At 36.0% G+C, this 19,434-nt stretch carries 22 protein-coding genes and 1 other annotated feature; of the genes, 14 read left to right on the forward strand and 8 right to left on the reverse strand.

The genetic code is table 11. From position 1 onward, the window contains the following. Nucleotides 1–354: 354 nt before the first annotated feature. Nucleotides 355–1,536 (forward strand): ISL3 family transposase, encoded by a 1,182-nt coding sequence (locus CUU59_RS02505; protein ID WP_099950440.1) that lies wholly within the window; start codon nucleotides 355–357, stop codon nucleotides 1,534–1,536. Nucleotides 1,537–1,781: 245 nt separating this feature from the next. Here the strand turns inward: CUU59_RS02505 and rplL are convergent, their stop codons facing one another. Then, the gene (rplL, locus tag CUU59_RS02510) at nucleotides 1,782–2,162 is read right to left on the reverse strand and encodes a 50S ribosomal protein L7/L12 (protein ID WP_099950441.1); all 381 of its coding nucleotides are present in this window, start codon (nucleotides 2,160–2,162) and stop codon (nucleotides 1,782–1,784) included. A 16-nt stretch (nucleotides 2,163–2,178) separates the two neighbouring features. Further along, on the reverse strand, nucleotides 2,179–2,709 hold the full coding sequence (gene rplJ / locus CUU59_RS02515) for a 50S ribosomal protein L10 (RefSeq protein ID WP_099950442.1): 531 nt from the start codon (nucleotides 2,707–2,709) through the stop codon (nucleotides 2,179–2,181). Nucleotides 2,710–2,720: 11 nt separating this feature from the next. Further along, nucleotides 2,721–2,844: a sequence feature (ribosomal protein L10 leader region), on the reverse strand. 161 nt (nucleotides 2,845–3,005) lie between these two features. On the opposite strand from rplJ, the gene CUU59_RS02520 reads away from it, so the two are divergent. The 3 genes from CUU59_RS02520 to CUU59_RS02530 are packed head-to-tail and all read left to right on the forward strand — an operon-like array spanning nucleotide 3,006 to nucleotide 5,087. Continuing rightward, nucleotides 3,006–3,659: a Crp/Fnr family transcriptional regulator gene (locus CUU59_RS02520; protein WP_245870536.1), complete on the forward strand. Its 654-nt coding sequence runs from the start codon at nucleotides 3,006–3,008 to the stop codon at nucleotides 3,657–3,659. A gap of 11 nt (nucleotides 3,660–3,670) precedes the next feature. Beyond that, nucleotides 3,671–4,309: an ABC transporter ATP-binding protein gene (locus CUU59_RS02525; protein ID WP_099950444.1), complete on the forward strand. Its 639-nt coding sequence runs from the start codon at nucleotides 3,671–3,673 to the stop codon at nucleotides 4,307–4,309. Beyond that, the gene (locus tag CUU59_RS02530; protein WP_099950445.1) at nucleotides 4,302–5,087 is read left to right on the forward strand and encodes an ABC transporter permease; all 786 of its coding nucleotides are present in this window, start codon (nucleotides 4,302–4,304) and stop codon (nucleotides 5,085–5,087) included. The genes CUU59_RS02525 and CUU59_RS02530 overlap by 8 nt, the downstream gene beginning before the upstream one ends. Nucleotides 5,088–5,180: 93 nt before the next feature. Here CUU59_RS02530 and CUU59_RS02535 read toward each other — a convergent pair whose 3' ends face one another. Further along, nucleotides 5,181–6,818: an alkaline phosphatase gene (locus CUU59_RS02535; RefSeq protein WP_099950446.1), complete on the reverse strand. Its 1,638-nt coding sequence runs from the start codon at nucleotides 6,816–6,818 to the stop codon at nucleotides 5,181–5,183. A gap of 266 nt (nucleotides 6,819–7,084) precedes the next feature. On the opposite strand from CUU59_RS02535, the gene CUU59_RS02540 reads away from it, so the two are divergent. From CUU59_RS02540 to CUU59_RS02560, 5 genes are read left to right on the forward strand one after another with little or no spacing between them, the layout of a single operon-like run. Further along, nucleotides 7,085–8,209, forward strand: coding sequence for an acyl-CoA dehydrogenase family protein (locus CUU59_RS02540; RefSeq protein WP_099950447.1), 1,125 nt, complete (start codon nucleotides 7,085–7,087; stop codon nucleotides 8,207–8,209). A 9-nt stretch (nucleotides 8,210–8,218) separates the two neighbouring features. Beyond that, nucleotides 8,219–9,019, forward strand: coding sequence for a phosphate/phosphite/phosphonate ABC transporter substrate-binding protein (locus tag CUU59_RS02545; protein ID WP_099950448.1), 801 nt, complete (start codon nucleotides 8,219–8,221; stop codon nucleotides 9,017–9,019). Then, entirely contained in the window at nucleotides 9,019–10,185 is a 1,167-nt protein-coding gene (locus CUU59_RS02550; protein WP_099950449.1) for a cobalamin-independent methionine synthase II family protein, read from the forward strand. Before CUU59_RS02545 ends, CUU59_RS02550 begins: the two co-directional genes overlap by 1 nt. Continuing rightward, nucleotides 10,164–10,631, forward strand: a complete 468-nt coding sequence (locus CUU59_RS02555; RefSeq protein WP_099950450.1) for a hypothetical protein — start codon at nucleotides 10,164–10,166, stop codon at nucleotides 10,629–10,631. The genes CUU59_RS02550 and CUU59_RS02555 overlap by 22 nt, the downstream gene beginning before the upstream one ends. 10 nt (nucleotides 10,632–10,641) lie before the next feature. Beyond that, a complete protein-coding gene (locus tag CUU59_RS02560; protein ID WP_099950451.1) occupies nucleotides 10,642–10,974 on the forward strand; it encodes a carboxymuconolactone decarboxylase family protein in 333 nt (110 codons plus the stop codon). 145 nt (nucleotides 10,975–11,119) lie between these two features. Here CUU59_RS02560 and CUU59_RS02565 read toward each other — a convergent pair whose 3' ends face one another. From CUU59_RS02565 to CUU59_RS02580, 4 genes are read right to left on the reverse strand one after another with little or no spacing between them, the layout of a single operon-like run. After that, nucleotides 11,120–12,463: an alanine/glycine:cation symporter family protein gene (locus tag CUU59_RS02565; RefSeq protein WP_099950452.1), complete on the reverse strand. Its 1,344-nt coding sequence runs from the start codon at nucleotides 12,461–12,463 to the stop codon at nucleotides 11,120–11,122. Nucleotides 12,464–12,471: 8 nt separating this feature from the next. Continuing rightward, nucleotides 12,472–13,830, reverse strand: coding sequence for an alanine/glycine:cation symporter family protein (locus CUU59_RS02570; RefSeq protein ID WP_245870537.1), 1,359 nt, complete (start codon nucleotides 13,828–13,830; stop codon nucleotides 12,472–12,474). Further along, nucleotides 13,808–14,443, reverse strand: a complete 636-nt coding sequence (locus tag CUU59_RS02575; protein WP_099950454.1) for a phosphatase PAP2 family protein — start codon at nucleotides 14,441–14,443, stop codon at nucleotides 13,808–13,810. The genes CUU59_RS02570 and CUU59_RS02575 overlap by 23 nt, the downstream gene beginning before the upstream one ends. Beyond that, entirely contained in the window at nucleotides 14,421–15,347 is a 927-nt protein-coding gene (locus CUU59_RS02580; protein ID WP_099950455.1) for a serine aminopeptidase domain-containing protein, read from the reverse strand. The genes CUU59_RS02575 and CUU59_RS02580 overlap by 23 nt, the downstream gene beginning before the upstream one ends. Nucleotides 15,348–15,430: 83 nt before the next feature. Here CUU59_RS02580 and CUU59_RS02585 point away from each other — a divergent pair, with 83 nt between their 5' ends. Genes CUU59_RS02585 through ymfI form a run of 5 tightly spaced genes read left to right on the forward strand, consistent with a single transcriptional unit; the run spans nucleotide 15,431 to nucleotide 18,667 of the window. Continuing rightward, nucleotides 15,431–16,150 carry a copper homeostasis protein CutC gene (locus CUU59_RS02585; RefSeq protein ID WP_099950456.1) on the forward strand — a complete coding sequence of 240 codons (720 nt, stop codon included), beginning with the start codon at nucleotides 15,431–15,433 and terminating at the stop codon, nucleotides 16,148–16,150. 1 nt (nucleotide 16,151) lies between these two features. Continuing rightward, the gene (locus CUU59_RS02590) at nucleotides 16,152–16,475 is read left to right on the forward strand and encodes a hypothetical protein (protein WP_099950457.1); all 324 of its coding nucleotides are present in this window, start codon (nucleotides 16,152–16,154) and stop codon (nucleotides 16,473–16,475) included. An 8-nt stretch (nucleotides 16,476–16,483) separates the two neighbouring features. Next, on the forward strand, nucleotides 16,484–17,278 hold the full coding sequence (locus CUU59_RS02595; protein WP_099950458.1) for a prolipoprotein diacylglyceryl transferase: 795 nt from the start codon (nucleotides 16,484–16,486) through the stop codon (nucleotides 17,276–17,278). Continuing rightward, nucleotides 17,253–17,954: a gamma-glutamyl-gamma-aminobutyrate hydrolase family protein gene (locus CUU59_RS02600; protein ID WP_099950459.1), complete on the forward strand. Its 702-nt coding sequence runs from the start codon at nucleotides 17,253–17,255 to the stop codon at nucleotides 17,952–17,954. The genes CUU59_RS02595 and CUU59_RS02600 overlap by 26 nt, the downstream gene beginning before the upstream one ends. Continuing rightward, nucleotides 17,951–18,667: an elongation factor P 5-aminopentanone reductase gene (ymfI, locus tag CUU59_RS02605; protein ID WP_099950460.1), complete on the forward strand. Its 717-nt coding sequence runs from the start codon at nucleotides 17,951–17,953 to the stop codon at nucleotides 18,665–18,667. Before CUU59_RS02600 ends, ymfI begins: the two co-directional genes overlap by 4 nt. Here the strand turns inward: ymfI and trmB are convergent. After that, nucleotides 18,664–19,284 carry a tRNA (guanosine(46)-N7)-methyltransferase TrmB gene (gene trmB, locus CUU59_RS02610; RefSeq protein ID WP_099950461.1) on the reverse strand — a complete coding sequence of 207 codons (621 nt, stop codon included), beginning with the start codon at nucleotides 19,282–19,284 and terminating at the stop codon, nucleotides 18,664–18,666. The two genes, ymfI and trmB, sit on opposite strands and share 4 nt — an antisense overlap. Between the last annotated feature and the right edge of the window lie 150 nt (nucleotides 19,285–19,434).

Genomic DNA, 19,434 nt, shown 5'->3' on the forward strand with positions numbered 1-19,434 from the left:
AAAGTTGTGGGAATAAAGTACCACAGCTTTTTTAGTTGGAGAAAAATATGTAAAAAAATTGCACTAAACTCAGAAATCCTTTAAAATAAAATTGCACAACATGAAAGGAGCTGAGATTAGTGCAAGACAATTTTATCACAAAACTCTTAGAATTAAAAGTAGACAACAGAAAAACCACAGTAAAAACCTATGATGAAAAAATCATCATACAAACACAACNTTTGGCTCTATACTAAAAGTTGTGGGAATAAAGTACCACAGCTTTTTTAGTTGGAGAAAAATATGTAAAAAAATTGCACTAAACTCAGAAATCCTTTAAAATAAAATTGCACAACATGAAAGGAGCTGAGATTAGTGCAAGACAATTTTATCACAAAACTCTTAGAATTAAAAGTAGACAACAGAAAAACCACAGTAAAAACCTATGATGAAAAAATCATCATACAAACACAACTAAAACAAAAAGGAATTAGAAAATGCAGAAACTGCAACTGTAAGACCCACATCCTAGACTACAGAGAAAGAAGAATAAAAGAAATACCAATTGCTGGAAAACAAACAATAATCAAACTAAAAGTAATAAGGTACATCTGCCCTAAATGTAAGAAAACATACCAAAAAGAACCAGAATTCACACAGAAACACTCAAGGATGACAACAAGACTAATGTTTAAACTCGTACATGAATACAGCAAAATGAAAACCCTAAAACAAATATCCGAAGAATACAAAGTAGGACCAAACACCATCCTAAGAGTACTAAATCAAGTAAAACCATCTAGGAAAGAACTAGGAAAAGTCTTAGCAATAGATGAATTCAAAGGAGACAGTGGAAAAGAAAAATACCAAACATCAATAGCAGACCCAGAAAGAAAAAAACTAATAGACATCCTACCTAACAGAAAACTAGACGATCTAAATAAATACTTTAAAACTATACCCTTAAAAGAAAAAGAAAGAGTAAAAATATTAGTAAGTGACATGAGTCAAACCTGGAGAAACATAAAGAAAACCCACTTTAAAGAAAGCACCCATGTAATAGACAAATACCATTATGTAAGACAAATAACATGGGCATTTGAAAACATAAGAAAAAGCGAAAGAAAACAAATGACAATGGAAGAAGGAAAATACTTCTACAACAGCCGAAAACTATTACAAAAAAGCCCAGACAAAGTTACAGAAGAAGAATCCATAAGAATAGCTAATATGCTAAAAAGAAATGAAAGAATAAGGAAGGCATACAAATTAAAAGAAAGATTCTACAACTATGTAATGAAATCTATGAGCAAAGAAGAAGCTCTATACAGAATAGAAAACTGGATAGCACTTGCAAAAGAAGATAAAGACCCCTATTGGACACAAGCAATAAGAGCCTTTATTAACTGGAAAGAAGAAATAGCAAATAGCTTTGATCATGCATACACAAATGGATACCTAGAGGGAAAACATAACAAGATAAAGCAAATAAAAAGAATCACATGTACCATGCCAAACTTTGAGAACTTTAGAAGAAAAATCCTCTTAATGGGATAAAAGATCCCATTAAGAGGATAGGATTTGTTTGCCATGCCTTAAATCAAGTGAAACAAGCAATTTTATTTAATTTAAACAAGCATTAGTTAAAATGCGTGTTGAGTTTAGTGTTTACTCATTTATATGAGTTTTTATACCACAACTATTGACAAAGAGCCGAAAATTTAAGATCCGGCCTTTTTTTATTGGATAAATTTACATAAAAAAAATAACTCCCACAAGGGGAGTTAAAAATTTTAAAGATCTTAAGCTAGTTCTACAACTGCTCCTGCTTCTTCTAATTTTTTCTTTAGTTCTTCAGCTTCGTCTTTTGCAACGTTTTCTTTGATTGTCTTAGGTGCGCCGTCTACCATTTCTTTAGCATCTTTTAAGCCAAGACCTGTAGCTTCTCTAACTGCTTTGATAACTTTGATTTTTTCTGCACCAGCTTCTTTAAGAACTACGTTGAATTCTGATTTTTCTTCTGCTGCTGGAGCTGCGCCGCCTGCTGCTGGAGCTGCTGCAACTGCCATTGGAGCTGCTGCTGATACTCCGAATTCTTCTTCTAAAGCTTTTACTAGATCACTTAGTTCTAGAACTGTTAAACCTTTTACTTCTTCAATTAGTTGTGTAACTTTTTCACTCATTTTAAATACCTCCAAATTAATTTTCTTCTTGTTTAGCTCTTACTGCGTCAAGAGCATAGACGAGGGAACGAATAGTCCCTTGTAATACGTTTGCAAATCCTTGAATTGGGCTGTTTAAACCAGCTAATGCTTGAGCTAACAGAACATCCTTTGGTGGTAGCTCTGCCAGAGCCTTAATCTCGTTAATGTCGACAATCTTTCCATCGACGATGCCAGCTTTTAATTCAAGTTTTTCATTTTTCTTTGCAAATTCTGCTGAAACTTTTGCTGCACCTACAACATCTTCATAGGAGAAAGCAATTCCATTAGGGCCTGCTAAGAATTGTGTGAACTCTTCATATCCAAGTTCGTTAAAAGCGCGTGCCATCAATGTGTTTTTATAAACTTTGTATTCAACGCCTTCTTTACGGTAGTTATCTCTTAACTCTGTAACTTCTTGAACGTTTAGTCCACGGTAGTCTACAAGAACCATTGAGTCTGCTCTTTCAATACGATCTTTGATTTCAGAAACAATTGATTGTTTTTCTCTTAGTACTGCCTCTTTCATGCGACACCTCCTTTATATATTAGAAAAGACCTCGAAAAAACGAGGTCTAAAAATCAAATAAACATTGATAAATAACCTCGGCGGGATTTACACGTAAACGCTACCTGCTTTCTTCGGCGATTCTTAACATCAATTATAATATCATATGCCCCTGACTTTGTCAAGGCTTTTTACAAAAAATTTATTTTAAATATTTTTTTGGAGTTGAATGAATTTTGGCCTAATGATATAATTAATTTATTGGAATAAATACGAGGGGAGGGGCTATTATTAATAAAATTTTTGAGAATATTCCATTGTTTAATGAAATATCTAATGAAGCAAGAGATGCCATTAGCAATGAAGTGAGTTTAAAAAGGTATCATAAGGGTGATTATATTTTTAAGTCTGATGACCCAGCTAGTGTTATGTATGTAATCAAGACTGGGGCTATGAAGATAACCATGAATCTCTCCGACGGCAGAGAGCAGATTTTGTATATTTATAAAAATGGAGACTTTGTTGGAGGGCTCAATCTTTTAACTAGTGACCACTATGTTTATAATGGCATAGCCTTGATTGAAACAACAGTTTTAACTATAAATAAAGCTGCATTTGATGAGCATTTGATGAATGATAATAATTTTTTAAAGGCCATGTTGGTTGAATCTTATTCTAGAATTCGCAAATCAGAAGATTTGATTGACAGGCTCTCAGTTATAAATGGGGATATGAAAGTTGCCAAGGGCATTATTGATTTAATAAAAACTCATGGGTCCAGGTCTATTAAGGGCAACTGGATTGTCAATCCAAATCTTACTCGAACTGAAATGGGGTCATTTACGGGGCTTGCAAGGGAAACCCTGACCAGAAAATTAGCCTACTTCCAAGATATAGGTTTAATTAAACTCTTGCCAAGAGGTGGTATAGAAATATTAAACTTAGACGGCTTATTGGAACTTACAATATAAAAGTAATTTTTATGGAAAAAGTTTTTGAAATAAAGGATTTAAAATTTAAGGATATATTAGACATACCGAGTCTTACTTTTTATAATGGAATAGCGTCGATTGTTGGCAAAAGCGGCAGTGGTAAAACAACTTTGATGCTAGCTTTAAACAAGATGATAACGCCTACGAGTGGTGATGTTTATTATAATGGAGAAAATATAAAAGCCATGGACCCGGTAAAACTTCGAAGAAAAGTTGTAATGCTTGGCCAGCAGCCGATAATTTTTCCTGGCAATGTGCGAGATAATTTAAATCAGGGCCTAAAGTTTGCTAAAAAAGAATTGGCAGATGATAAAAAATTAAGAGAGCTCTTGGACTATGTAGAACTTGATAAAGATTTGGAAGATGATCCCAGTGATTTTTCTGGTGGGGAAAAGCAAAGGATAGCTATAGCCAGGGTAATTGCCATGGAGCCAGATGTGTATTTACTGGATGAGCCAAGCTCAGCCCTTGATAGTGAGCTAGCCAACAACACAATAGAAAAAATATCGCAGCTTGCCAAAGAAAAAGACCAAACAATAATTATGGTAACCCACTCAGACGAGATTGCAAAAAACATTTCTGATAATATTGTGGTGATAGATGAAGGAAGGGTGATTAAAGGTGAATAGTGAAAGCATAAATATTTACTCAGTCCTCATAGCCTATGCTTATGTAATAATTGCCGTAGTCATTTCTAAATTAACTGGAATTAAAAAAGAAAAAATGATTTTTATCTCTGGCTTTAGGATGACCTTGCAACTCCTATTAACAGCTTATGTGCTCCAGATGGTCTTTGATAATCCTAAGGCAATTTATACAGTAATGATTTTATTAGTGATGGAGATATTTGCAATTTACAATATAAGAAAGAGAAGTGGGATAAAGTCCTGGCATTTTACACAAATAATTGCTCTATCAATGGTCACTGGAAGTTTGCTTTGCTTAATTTATTTTATTTTAATAGTTATCAAATTAAAACCTTGGTATAATCCCCAATATATGATTACACTTGGGGGAATGTTTATAGGTAATACCATGACTGCACTGACTCTCGCAATCAATTCCCTTGCCAAGGAAATAAAGTCCCAAAGGGTAAATATCGAAGGGGCACTGATGCTTGGGGCTAGCCCACATGATGCTGTGGATGAAAACTTTAAAAATGCCTTAAACGCAAGTATACTTCCAACAATGAATTCCATGCTAGGCATGGGCATAGTATTTTTGCCGGGCATGATGGCCGGACAAATTATATCAGGTGAGTCACCGCTTACTGCAATTTTTTATCAGATTTCTATTATGTTAGGAATTCTTGGCAGCGTAGTAATCTCTACATTTTTATTTTTAGAGATGGCAAGGAAACTCTTGTTTAACAAAGACGCGCAATTGAGAGTGGAAGAATTAGATTAAGTTTTAAAAAATATGTAAATATAAAATCGACGGGTTTTTGTCCGTCGATTTTATATTGGAAAAATTTTCCTTAGATTTTATTAAAAGATTGTCTTATTTTACTAGGTCGATAGCTGCCTTTGGTAGGAATACAGCCTTTTCATTGAATAAGGTCAATCCATCAAATTCTTTTGCTTGACCATTTACATAAACAATATTTTTGTTAACAGGGAAGCGGTAGGTATTTGAACCCTTAGTAACAATTAGTTCATGATTTTTCTTTTCTTTGTCTTTTGAAACGTTTTTCCATTCGACCTTTGCTCCTTTTGCTTCAAGAGCTGGACGAGCAGGAACAAAGAGTTCTTCGGTTAATGAATCTAAGTCAAAGTTCATAATTCTTGCAATATATTCACCAATTTCGTTATTCATAATAGTTCTTGAAAGCGCAGGTACATTTGGATTTGAACTGTAGCAGTAGAGGCCGATGTCTCCACCAACGTGGCCGTGAGTTGTCCAGCCAATACCTGAACGTTCGCTTATCATAAGACCAATTCCTGATTCAGCGCTGTCATATTCTTTGATAAATTTAACTTCTTCATCAGTTAGGTCTGTAATACCAAAGTATTTTTTTACAACTTCTTTGATATTTGTACGGTCTTCATCCAATTCGCTGGAAGCTTTTAAAGCTCCGCCCTTGGCATTTTTAATAAGATCTGTGTAGTAGCCAAGTTTATTTTTTGTGTAAGTTCCACTTGTGTGGTAGTTACCCATTGTAATTCCGCCGGTGCCGTGGTCAGCAGCAGAAATAACAACAGTATCCTTATTTGTCTTAGCAAAGTCAAGGGCAGCTTTTACAGCCTTATCATAGGCAAGGATGTCGCCAACCATATTAACAGGGTCGTTTGAGTGTCCAGCCCAGTCGATTTCTGAACCTTCAACAATTAAGAAGAATCCGTTTTCATTCTTTGAAAGAATTTCAATAGCTTTCTTGGTCATCTCTTCTAGGCTTGGTTCAACTGTTTTATCAGCTTCTAAATCATAAGCCAAGTCTTTTTTTGCAAATAAACCCCAAAGCTTGTCGGCTTTTGCCTTTAAAAGTTCGTCGCGTTTTGTAATAAAATCATAGCCTTTATCTTTTAGAACAGAGATTAGATCTTCGCCATCATTACGTTTTTCAGCTGTTAGATAATTTGTGCCTGCACCCAAAACTACGTCAAGGTTTTGGTAAACGCCTTGTTCAATAAGAGTGTCGTATTCACTTCTGTTTGGATGGTGGGAGTAAAATGCGGCTGGTGTAGCGTGGTTAACTCTGGATGTTGATACAAGGCCAGTTGATCTGCCAGAATATTTTGCAGCTTCAAGTACTGTTGCGATTGGCATGTCAGCTTTTGCTGGATCATAGTTTTTTGCACCAGCCATACCAAATGTTTGTGGGTAGCAGCCAATGTAGGGAGCTTCTGATTTATAACCAGTTGACATAGCTGTAGCAGCTGGAGCTGAGTCAGCCATAGGAACGTCAGAGTTATTTGTTCTAACTGAGCCGGTTAGGATTTCGTCTAAAGCAAATTTCCAATCAGGTGTGAACCATCTGGCAAGTGTAAAAGCTTCAAAGCTCATCCCATCAGGAATCATCATGATTACATTTTTGATTACTGCTTGTTCTTCTTTTTTGCTGTTATCTGCAGCAAATGTTGGCACAAAAGATGTAAGTACAAGTGCCAAGGCTAATAAAAGTGATAAAGTTTTTTTCATATTTCCTCCTTAAAATCTTTATGCTTTGATCTTAGTGTACAAATGTTAAGTAAAGAATTCCTTTTAATTAAATCCATGTAAAATATTTTTTGAAATCTGCTTATAGGAATTAATAAAAAATGAAGTATATAGAAGTATATTATAGTAGACAATATCCACTATATATGGCACTTATAAAAATAATCTATAACGAGACCTTTTGTATAGATATTTTTAATTGGATTTTTAAAATCTTATATAATACAATGATTTGTAGGAGGTGTATTATGAAAATATACGAAAAAGCAAGAGAATTTGGTTTAAAACATATTGAACCATACGCAGCAGAAATTGACAAGAACGCTAGGTTCCCAAAGGAAACATTTGAAGCCCTAGGCAAAGAAGGATTTTTAAAGATGATGGTTCCAAAGGAATATGGCGGAGACGGACTTACAATGCAAGAACACGCAGAAGCTTGCATGGGTTTTGCAGAATACTGTGCTTCAGCAGGTCTATGCTACATGATGCATAACGTTTGTTTAATGGTTGTTTTAAATCACGGTTCAGAAGAATTAAAGAAAGAAGTTTGTGAAGCAATCGTAAACAATAATGAATTTTGCGCGCTAGCTTACAGTGAATTTGGAACAGGTACTCACTTCTATATTCCAGAATTAAAAGCAGAATTTAGAGATGGCTACACAGTTATTAGCGGAAGAAAATCAATGGTTACTTCAGCTGAACAAGCAAGCTACTACTTAATAAGTGCTCCTTCACAAAAAGAAGGCGTTACAGATAACTGGTTAGTTCCACTTAAAAAAGAAGGCGTTACATTTGACATGAACGAATGGAATGGCGTAGGTATGAAGGGTAACGTTTCATGCCCAATGACACTTACAAATGTAAAACTAGAAGATAAATACATGGTTGGTGAACCAGGCACAGCTATTGACCAAATCTTTGGCACAGTTGCTCCTTTCTTTATTGTAGGACTTGCAAGTGTTTACACAGGTCTTTCACTCGCTATGTACGAAGCAGCTCGTAAGCATGCAATCGATAGAGTATATCCAAACGGACAAGGATTAATTCACATTGAAACAGTTCAAATTCATTTGGCAAATCTATATAACAGAAGCCATGCAGCAAAATATTTCACATTTGAAGCAGCTAGAGCAGCAGCAAATGGTGAAGAAGATGCGCTTCCAAAAATCTTATCAGCCAGAATCAATGCATCAGAAGGCGCTATCGAATGTGCAAAATGGGCAATGAGAATTGGCGGAGGAAAAGCTTACAACGGCAATGGACCTCTAGAAAGATACATGAGAGACTCATATGCAGGACAAATCATGGCTCCATCAGTAGACGTTCTAATCACATGGTTAGGTAAGGCAGTTACAGGACAAGATTTAATCTAAGGAGAAATTATGTTAAAAATTGGTGCAGTTATTTACGATCCAAAGGTAACAGTTATCTGGGATCTAATTGAAAAGTTCTTTAAAGAAAGAGGCATGGAAATTGAACCAGTTTTCTTTAAAGATTATAAATTACAAGTAGATGCTTTAGTTGCAGGCGAAATTGATATGGCTTGGAACTCTCCGCTTGCACACTTGGACACAGTTTTAAGAACTGATAACTCATTCAAATACTCTTTGATGAGAGATACAGACCAAGGTAGAAAGACAATTATGGTTGCTAGAAAAGGTGAAGCAGAAAAACCAAGTGACCTAAAGGGAAAGACAATCGGTTTTGGTGCAATTGACTCACCTCAAGCAAGACTTATTCCAATTAATTATCTAAAACACGAAGGCTTGGAATTTGGCAAAGACTACACAGAAAAACGTTATGACATTGGCGTTGGCCTACACGGAGACCACGTTGGTGGAGAATATGACGCCCTACAAGCTTTGATGAATGGAGATGTAGATGCATCATTTACCCTCGATTTAAACTGGGAAGCTTGGAAAAAAGATGGTAAGGTTGATGAAAATAAAATTGTAAAGATTGGTGAAACACCACACTTTGACCATTGCATCTTTGACGTACACCCAAGTGTAGCTGATGAAACAATTAAAAAATTCGAAGAAATTATGCTTTCAATGGACTATAACAAAAAAGAAGACAAAGAAATCTTGGATATGGAAGGTCTAAAAGAATGGAAGCCAGGTAGGACACAAGGATTCAAACAAATTACGGAAGCCTGCGAATACATGGAGTTTTTTAAATAATGTTCGAATTATCTTTAATTGGCAGCATGCCAAGAGAAGAGTCCTTATTAAGAATTCTTAGAAAGCACAGGAATAATTCTATATCTGACCAAGAATTCAATCAAATTATAGATGAAAAAACCAAGGAAGTAGTTCATTTGCAGGAAGCTGCAAAGCTCGATTATATTACTTCAGGTGAACTACACAGGGATAATTATGTATCCTTTATTTCGGAAAGCCTAGAAGGCGTTAGGCAGATGTCTATGAGTGAGCTCTTGGATTATGTAGAAGATAAAAAGTCTTTTGAATTAATACTAGATACTCTGGATGTACCTGCTATCGCTATCAAAAACGCCATTTGCGTTGACAAGATTAGTCGCAGAAAATCTTTGGTCGCAGATGAGCTTAGAAGGATAAAAAAATTAACAGATAAAAAGGTTAAAATCACATTGCCTGGTCCATATCTTGTGACCAGGTCCATGTGGTTGCCTGAATTATCCAAAAAAGGTTATGCTTCCAAAGAGGAACTGGGCGAAGATGTAATCAAAATTATGTCTGATGAAATAAAAGAAATCCAAGAAATTGGAGTCGACATAATTCAATTTGACGAACCAGTTTTAACTGAAGTTGTATTTACAGAAGGCAGGCCAAGGACCTTTATGTGTGCTGCTCTTTCTGAAAGAAAAGACCCAACTGAGGAGCTGGAATTTGCCAAGCACTTGATTTCATCTGTAATGAAAAAAGTCGACAGATCAAAGTCAAAGGCAGCCCTCCATGTTTGCAGGGGCAACTGGAGTAGGGACGAATCGATTTTATTATCGGGCCCTTACACACCTTTGATTGATCTATTTGAAAACATCGATGCAGATATATTATTCTTGGAATATTCAACTGATAGGGCGGGTGATTTAAAATCCCTCTTTAATTCTCAAAAATTAAGAGACAGTATTATTTTGGGAATGGGTGTTGTAAATCCCAGAACTGATGAGATTGAATCTGTTGATACCATAGTCAAAAAAGCTGAACAGGCTTTGGAATTTATTCCAGCTGATAGGCTAATGCTAAATCCGGACTGTGGCTTTGCAACTTTTGCCAACAGACCAATGAATTCTTATGACATTATTGCTGAAAAATTAAAGGCTATGGACCAAGCAAGGAGAGTACTATGTCAGGGCTGGAAGGAATAGATTTTTCAAATTTTTCTCTAAGAGCAACCATGAACGACCTAAAAAATGTTAATGTATACACAGATAACAACAGCTTTAGGGTGAGTGATGCAATAAGCTTTGATATAGAGGCAGAAAATATTTCGGCTTTGAATTATTTTTGTGGAAGCTTGCTTGCAAGTGTTATGAAAATTCTGGTAAGTGAGTGCAAGAGCCAGGGAATTGTTATAGAAGAAATTGAAGGTAAGATTGATTATAAACTCACAAATCCTCTTAGGGTTTTAAATGTAAGAGGCTATGAGGACTTATCTGAAATTGAAGATATAGTAATAAAAATCTACTATTATGCTGATGGCGATGAGGAAGAACTAAATAATAGATTGATGGAGATGCTAAATGCTAATCCAATTTATAGTTTGCTAAAATTAACCAAGAGGGTTGATTGCAAAATACAATTAATAATTTAGGAGGTAGATTATGAACTACAAAGAAGAATTTAAAAACAATCAAGACATGAGCAAAGAATTATATGAAGCTTGCCCAGACATGATGGGTAGCTTTATGAATTTGCATGGCGAATATGCCAAGGACAGCACAATTACCTTAAAAGAAAAGGAAATGGTTTCAATCGGAATCTCAATTACAATCAAGTGCATCCCTTGCATGCTAGCCCACATTACAAGCTTCAAAAAAGCTGGCGGCACAAGAGAAGAATTGGTCGATGTTATCAAGGCATGCATTCTAATGAATGGCGGACCTGGCACAGCTTACGGTGCAAAAGCACTTAAGATGTTTGACGAACTAGACTAATAGAAAGATAAAAAAATCTTGGGTTTACCCAGGATTTTTTTGTGCCTTGTATTAAGCTTATTGCTAGAGACTTTAAAATAAAAGACAAATAAAAAACTGGGCTAGAAAATCTTTTCTGCCCAGTTTATATTTTAGATTTGACTTTTTATTTGTGTTTAATTAAGTTTGTATATTCTTTTTTATTTTTTACTACTTCATTTGTAAGTAGCAAGATACCTATTATATTTGGTATTACCATAAAGCCGTTCAAGAGGTCGCTGATATTATAAATTGATTCGACTTGAACAATTGTTCCGCCAACAACTGCAATAATTGCAAAGATCTTGTAGTAATTAATTGCGTCCTTTCCAAATAGATACATAACATTCGACTCTCCGTAATAATACCAGCCCAGTATTGTCGAGAAAGCAAAGAAGAATACTGATATTGCATAGAAGACTGATCCTGATCCGCCAAGAGCAATATCAAAACCGTTTTGCAAAACTCCTGCATAGTTGTCAGCTGGCATCTCATTGGACTTGGTTACTAGGATTATCAGAGCTGATACAGTACAGACCAAGAATGTGTCAATTAAAACTGTAATCATTGAAATTAAACCTTGCTTTGAAGCTTGATCTACATCTGCGATTGCATTTGCGTGAGGAGTTGATCCCATACCAGCTTCATTGGAAAAAAGTCCGCGTGCAAGTCCGTGTTTAACTGCTTGCTTTAAAGTAAAGCCTACTGTGCCGCCAATGGCAGCATTTAATGTAAAGGCATTTTTAAAAATGCTTGCAAAAACTTCTCCAAGATTATCCGAAAATTTTAAGAGAATAACTGCTCCGTGTATTACAAACATTCCAATCATAAAGGGCACAACTTTTGCAGCAATCTTTGCAATTCTATTTGCACCACCAATAATAATAAAGGACAACAAAATCGCTATAAAAGCACCTGTGTATACGGGGTCTATATTAAAAGAACTACTTACAACGCTGGCCACTGAATTGGATTGGACCATGTTGCCTGTAAAGGGCAGGGCGACTACAATAAAAATTGCAAATGAAGTTGCAAGGATTTTTCCTAACTTTTTATTTTTTATTCCCCTCGATAGATAATAAGCAGGGCCACCAAAGTATTCGTCATCTTTCTTTTCTCTATAGAGAACAGAGAGCACAGTTTCTGAGTACATAATTGCCATTCCTAAGAATCCTGAAATCCACATCCAAAAAACTGCACCGGGTCCGCCGAGCATAATTGCTGCGGCAACGCCTGCAATATTACCCGTACCGATTTGGGCGGCAAGGGAAGTATAGAGGGCTTCTCTTGGACTGACTAAACCAGGAATATCTGTAAACTCTTTTGAATTTTTTAATTCCTTAAAGGCTCGTCCAATTTTTGAAAATTGCAAAAATCCAAGCTTGATTGTCAAATACAGACCAGAAAATACAAGTAGAAACACTAGGAGATAATCCCATAAAAAATCTTTAATTACTATAATCGTATTCATAATTCCTCCTACTTTAACATGGGCTCATTCAAGCGAGCGGCTTCTTTAACAACAATTTTTGATAGCAATAATAGCCCGATTATATTTGGAATAACCATCAGAGCATTAAAGGTATCTGATAGGATCCACACAAAGTCAACGGAAACAACTGTGCCAACTATTACAGCAATTACTACTAAAAGTCTGTAGACCAAGACAGCCTTGCTACCAAATAAGTATACAATATTTGATTCTCCAAAATAATACCAACCCACAATTGTAGAGAAGGCAAAGAAGAACAAGCTTATTGCCAGGAATATTGTGCCGGCTTTACCAAAGGCAATTTCAAAACCCTTTTGTGTAACGGCAACTGAATCTAGGCCGTTTGCGTGAGAAAATATATGAGCGTCTGTTAGTAAAATAATAAAAGCTGTAACTGTACAAATAACAACTCCGATAAGGACGCCGAAAATTGCTGAGAGTCCTTGGTCAGCTGGCTTGTCAACATTGGCAACTGCATGGGCATGTGGAGTCGAACCCATACCTGCTTCGTTGGCAAATAAACCACGTGATAAGCCCATCTTTATAGCTGTTTGAATACTAATTCCAACAGCGCCACCAAATACAGCTGAGGTAGAGAAAGCACTTTGGAAAATCGCCTTAAAGACTGGTAAAATATTTTGCCTAAACATAATCAAGATAACTAGGCCGGATAAAATAAAAATACTGGCCATTACAGGAACAATCATTTCTGCAATTTTAGAAATTCTTTGCACACCACCCATAACAATCATACTGACCAAAACTGCCAAAACAATTCCGGTGTAAGCTGGGTTTATTCCAAAGGCTTCATTCATAGAAAGGGCAATTGAATTGGATTGAACCATATTGCCTGCAAAACCTAGGGCAAGTATTAAAAATATTGCAAATAAAACTGATAAGACTTTTGCAATTTTTTTATTTTTTACACCTTGGCTGATATAGTAGGCGGGTCCACCATAAATTTCGCCATCTTTTTCTTGCCTAAAAACTTGAGCTAGAATCGCTTCTGCAAAGATAGTGCTCATGCCAAGAAGTCCTGATATCCACATCCAAAAGACTGCACCTGGTCCGCCAGTCATAATTGCTGATGCAACTCCGCCTACAGAGCCTGTGCCAAGTTGAGAGGCGACAGCTGTCGATAGGGCTTGGAAAGAGCTGACTTCTCCTTCTTCTTTAGGGCTGTCATYTTTTTTAAATAAATTTCCTAAAGTTTCTTTAACCGCCAATGAGAGTTTAGTAATTTGTGGAAATTTTAAGCGGATGCTAAAAAATATTCCAGTAAATACTAATAAAAATATAATTACATAATCCCAAAGGAAGTCTTTAATTTGAATAATAAATTCCATCAAATCCTCCTTTTGTATCTTTCTTAAATCTAAATAAAATAAAATATCCGAAAATAATTGCAACAAAGACATCTGCAATGACATGCTGCTTTGTAGTTAGGGTTACTATAGGTATTAGCGTGTTATAAAAAGCTAAATATTTTTCATCGTTTTTGCTTGCATAGTGATAGCAGATGCAGGATAAAAGCACATGTGATGAGGGCATTGAGGATGAGGGAGCATCCATCATATAAGTTACCTTTAATGCCCAATTAAAAAAACCATCCCCCAGGTTTTGTGGCCTAACACTTACACAAAATGGTAAGAGCTTGTAGATAAAAATACAAATACTCATTGCAAGGGCCAGGTCTTTAAGCATATTGTCAAGGTCTTTGTTAAATCTAAGCTTATAAATCAAATAAATGATGCCCGGATACCAAAGGTGGTAGATAATAACCGTAAATGGAATGAGGGGAATCATATCGTCCAAAAAAAGCTTTGGATCAATTGCATTAGGGGTCAAGACATTTGTCGCAACATAAGTTGTTGACGCAGATAAAAGTATAAAAAACAAATAAAATCTTTTTACATAGGGGAAATTTTCTTTATCCTTAATCGACTGGGCAAAAGGCATTTGAACCCTCTATAAAGTCAAGAATAATCTTTATTGCTTCTTGCCTAGAATAGTCATGCAAAATATCGTGTCTAGCCTTGTCAAAAATTGCCAGGCTTGCATTCTTTCCCTTAGATGCATAGAAACTAACCAGGGATTTTTGCTTTGAGATGCTGCCACAAAAAGCATCATCAGATCCAGCCATAAATAAAATCTTCAGATCATCAGGCACATAGTGAATTGAAGTGTCATTTTGCATCAAGCGAATGCCATTTAAAATATCCTTATACAAAGATATAGTTGGGATGCCAAGATTTAAAGGATTTTTTCTAAAATTATCCTGCTCTTGGAGGTCACTAGAGATATAAGAGTAACCAGAAGTGTCCTTAAATTTTTTGTTTAAATGTTTAAGGACTTTGTTATATAACTTTTCAGACCTATAATGCGACCCATATTTTCCCAGATAAAAATTCACAATCTTTTCTAAATATTGCATTTTAAGATTGCTTACATATGGCAGACTGCCGATTAAAATTGCCCCATCGATATCTTCGCCGTACTTAAACAAAAAAGTTCTGACAAGCATAGATCCAATTCCCATACCCAAAACAAATCTTGGCTTGTCGCTGATAGTCTTCATGTATTCGTTTACAACGTGGATATCATCAGTACAGTTGTTCCATCCATTGTGCTCTCCAAAATACAAGAGTTCATCAGGGCTAGAAACGGATTTGTTGTGTCCTCTAGTATCAGAATTTACAGTTGTTATTCCGAAACTTGCAAGCTCTTCTTGAATGTCAAAATAACGACTCGAATTATCAATTGAGTCGTGAACCAATTGAAGCACAGCTTTTTCATTTGGAGCTTCTTTTATATAAACTGGAATTTTGTGGCCATCGTTGGCATCAATAAAAAGATTTTTCATTTTATACCTTTCTTACCTTTATTTTATTTGCTATGTATATTATAATATAAATTAGAATAACAGTCAAAAAAGGATGTGATAAGATGAATATAGAAGTTTGTGTGGATTCATTGGAGTCTGCAGTCACAGCTATAGATGCAGGAGCAGACCAAGTAGAACTTGTAAGCCTCACAAGCGTGGGCGGACTTACGCCATCTTATGGACTTGCAAAGGCCCTAGTCGATAGAAATATAAAAACAATGGCTATGGTCAGGCCAAGGGTGGCTGGCTTTTGTTATTCAAAATACGATAGAGAAGTTATGTTAAATGATGTCAAAGCCTTTAAAGAGATGGGTGTCCATGGAGTAGTTTTTGGAGCTTTAAATTTTGATGGGTCTATCGATTATAATTTTACAGCAGACTTTGTGAAGGCGGCTGGTAATATGGAAGTTGTTTTTCACCGTGCTTTTGAAGTTGTCAAAGATAAAGTCACGGCAGCCCAAACCTTAAAGGGAATTGGAATCACCAGAATTTTAACAAAAGGTGGAAATTCTTTAATTGAGGGTAAAGATATCATAAGAGAACTTTTAGCCATAGATGGACCGCAGATAATTTCTGGTGGTGTTAGATACAATACAGTGGATATAATCAAAGAGCTCGGTCTGGAATATGTCCATATATCATCGAGTAAAGAATATACTGATCCATCTACCAGCAAGAGCGGAATCTATTTTGGCAAAGCCAATGATCCGACCGATGAAGTTTATACTCTTGCAGATTATGAATATTTAAAAGATATAATTAATAAGTTGAAAGGAGAATGAAATGTCAGATTATGAATATTATGGAGACGATAAGGAAATTATTGACGAAGATTTGGTAGGCAACCCTAGGAACGACCTTGCCTTTGTTTCATTAATTTTATCGTGTTTATCAATTTTTTATGTAGTTACAAAATTAAGTGGGCCAACTGCCATACTTTTTGGTATATTAGGTATATCGATTTCGCTAAGGGCTCTAAGATATAACAAAAAAAGTAGGTTAGCTAGGATAGCATTAATACTTGGAGGTATAAGTACTTTTATTGGTATTTTTTTCCTTGTGTCTTGCATATCATGCGCAGCATGCACTATTAGAAATATTAATTAGGTGGTAGAATGAAATTATTTATTGATGTTTTTGGTTTTAAAATTCCTGGCTATGGATTATCAATAGCCATTGGTTTATGTTTTGTAATATTATTTTTGTACAAGCAAAGAATTTATAAGGATCTGGATTTTGATACGGGTTTATCAGCTCTCCTGTATGCTCTAATTACGGGTGGAGTTTTTGCTAAGATTTTGTATTGGATTACAGATCCAAGTAGTTTTTTAGTACTTTTTGATTCTTCGATGGCCTTCAAAGAAAGATTTCAAATTGCCTTCCAAGGAGGACTTGTATTTATTGGTGGATTGATGGGTGCAGTGCTTGGTATGTATTTGTTTTTAAGAAGGTATAAGCATCTAGATCCATTAAAGACTATCGACATTTTTGCAATCGGCATGCCAATCCTGCAAATGTTTGGTAGGGTGGGCTGTTTCATGGCCGGTTGCTGCTATGGTATGGCTTGTGAGTCGCCAATATCTGTGGTATTTCCTCCAAGCGGACTTGCCCCAGCCGGCATTCCACTTTTACCGACCCAATTATTTGGAGTAGCCGGAAACTTTATAATTATAATGACCTTATTACTCTATAATAAAAAAGAAAGACAAAGGGGTAGGACCTTTGGCTTGTATCTCACAATGTATAGCATTGGCAGATTTATTTTAGAGTTTTTCCGCGGAGATGAAATCAGGGGAATCTATAACGGGCTTTCCACTTCACAATGGTTGAGCTTTCCGATTTTTGTTGCGGGAATATTCTTTTTGTTAAGAAAGGAAAAATCACATGAAAAAAATACTATTGACCTCTAGGATGGTAATAGCCGATGATCACGGCAAATATATCAGGCTTAGAAACGATTATGCCGAGGCCATCAGGCGTGCTGGAGGCCTTCCAATAATAGCCCAGTCTACAGAGGACGAATCTGTCATAGATGAATATATAAAACTAGCTGATGCGATTGTTTTTACCGGTGGGGAGGACATAGATCCAAATTTATATGGAGGAGATTTCCATCAATCAGTCGAATTTGTATCCTTTGAAAGAGACGCCTTCGAAAAATATTTGTATGAAAAAGCCTTTGAGAAAAAGATTCCAATGCTTGGAATATGTCGGGGTATGCAAATGATAAACGCCCTGTCAGGCGGAGATTTATATCAAGACTTACAGGCTGAATACAAGGGGGCGTCCGGCCACTCAATGGGAAGAGATTTGTCCAGGGGAATCTTGAAAATTTTCACAGAAAAAAATTCAAAGATAAATAAAATTTTGGGCGATGAAATTTTGGTCAATCAATTCCACCACCAAGCCGTAAAAAATCTTGGAGATGGATTTGTAGCCACTGCCCACAGTAGAGACGGGGTCATAGAGGCCATGGAATACACAGGCGATCAATATATTTCCTGCGTGCAATTCCATCCTGAATCAATGATTGACCACGAAGAAAAGTTTTTAAATATTTTTAAAGACCTGGTTGAGATAGCATGAAATATGTATTAATAACTGGAGCAAGCGGCGATATTGGCATTGAAATTACCAGGCAAATATTAAAGGAAACCGACTTTAATGTCCTTGCCATGTACAATAAAAACCTTGCAAGTATTGAAGACCTTGAAGCTGAGTGCAAGAACAGGATTCAAAAATACAAGTGCGACTTTAATTCTGACGAGGAAATCGAAGCCGCCAAAGAATTTATAAAAGATTATAGGCTTGAATCGGCAATTTTTTGCGCTGGCTTGAGTCAAATTCAAATGATAAATAAAACGGGCATAGACGACATCAATAAAATTATTAATGTTAATCTAAAAGCACCCATTGCCCTTAGCTCACAAGTTGCAGATATAATGGTCAAAGAAAAATCCGGCTCTATAATTTATATCTCATCCATGTGGGGCCTTGATGGGGCCAGTTGTGAGTCTGTATACTCAGCAACAAAGGCGGGTATAATTGCATTTTCAAAAGCCTTATCACGGGAACTGGGTCCGTCAAATATCCGCGTGAATACAATTTGCCCGGGTCTAATAGATACTAAGATGAATTCCAATCTATCCGCAGAGGAAAGGGAAGAATTTATTTGCCAGATTCCACTTATGAGGGCTGGCATGCCAAGTGATATTGCGGACTTAGTCTTGTTTTTGATAAATAAAAAAGCCGGCTATATAACCGGCGCAAATATAAAAGTTGATGGGGGATATATTTAGAATTTAAAATTAATGGCCTTAATCTTAACACCTTGACTTTTAAATCTCTCTTCATAATGACTGATAACTTTGGTTGGTGGAGCATCATCGCTATGCGATATTATATTTCCGCCAACTTTTTTTATATATAAAATCGTATCTGTGTATAGCTCATCATCGTCAGTCCTAAAGTCAATAGTCCCAGCATCTTTTAAAATATATTTATATTTTTTTAACCTATTCGGATAGGTTAGGCGTCTATGGTTTTGCCTATTCTTTGGCCAAGGGTTAGGGAAGTGAATGGTGATAGAATCAATTTCATTCTCTGCAAAAATTTGATCTATCCCATCAATCTCTCTGGGAATCAAAACTGCGTTTGCAATATTTTTATCCTCCAATTGATCCAAAGCATATACCAGAACACCAGCCTCACGATCCCACAAAATATAATTAACATCTGGATTTAATTCAGCCATGTGCAGGCAATAATCACCGCTCCCACAACCAATATCCAAATGAATCTTATTGTCATTTGCAAAATAATCTTTCCACTTGCCCTTGTATTCCTTTGGCCAAAAAAGAGCCTTGCCAGAATCCAAAAGTCGGGGCACAGCAGACCATTTCTTTCTAAGTCTCATCAAATCACCTCATGTCAAAATTATATTAAAAACTATAAAATTAATCAAGTGTAAGAGCAGGCTAACTAAATATTTATCGTATTAATTAAAACAAAAAGGGGAGAACACAAAAACGCTTTGAAAATGTTGATATACCAAGGACTCTAGATA

The sequence above is a fragment of the Ezakiella peruensis genome, assembly GCF_900215725.1.
Lineage (GTDB): Bacteria > Bacillota > Clostridia > Tissierellales > Peptoniphilaceae > Ezakiella > Ezakiella peruensis.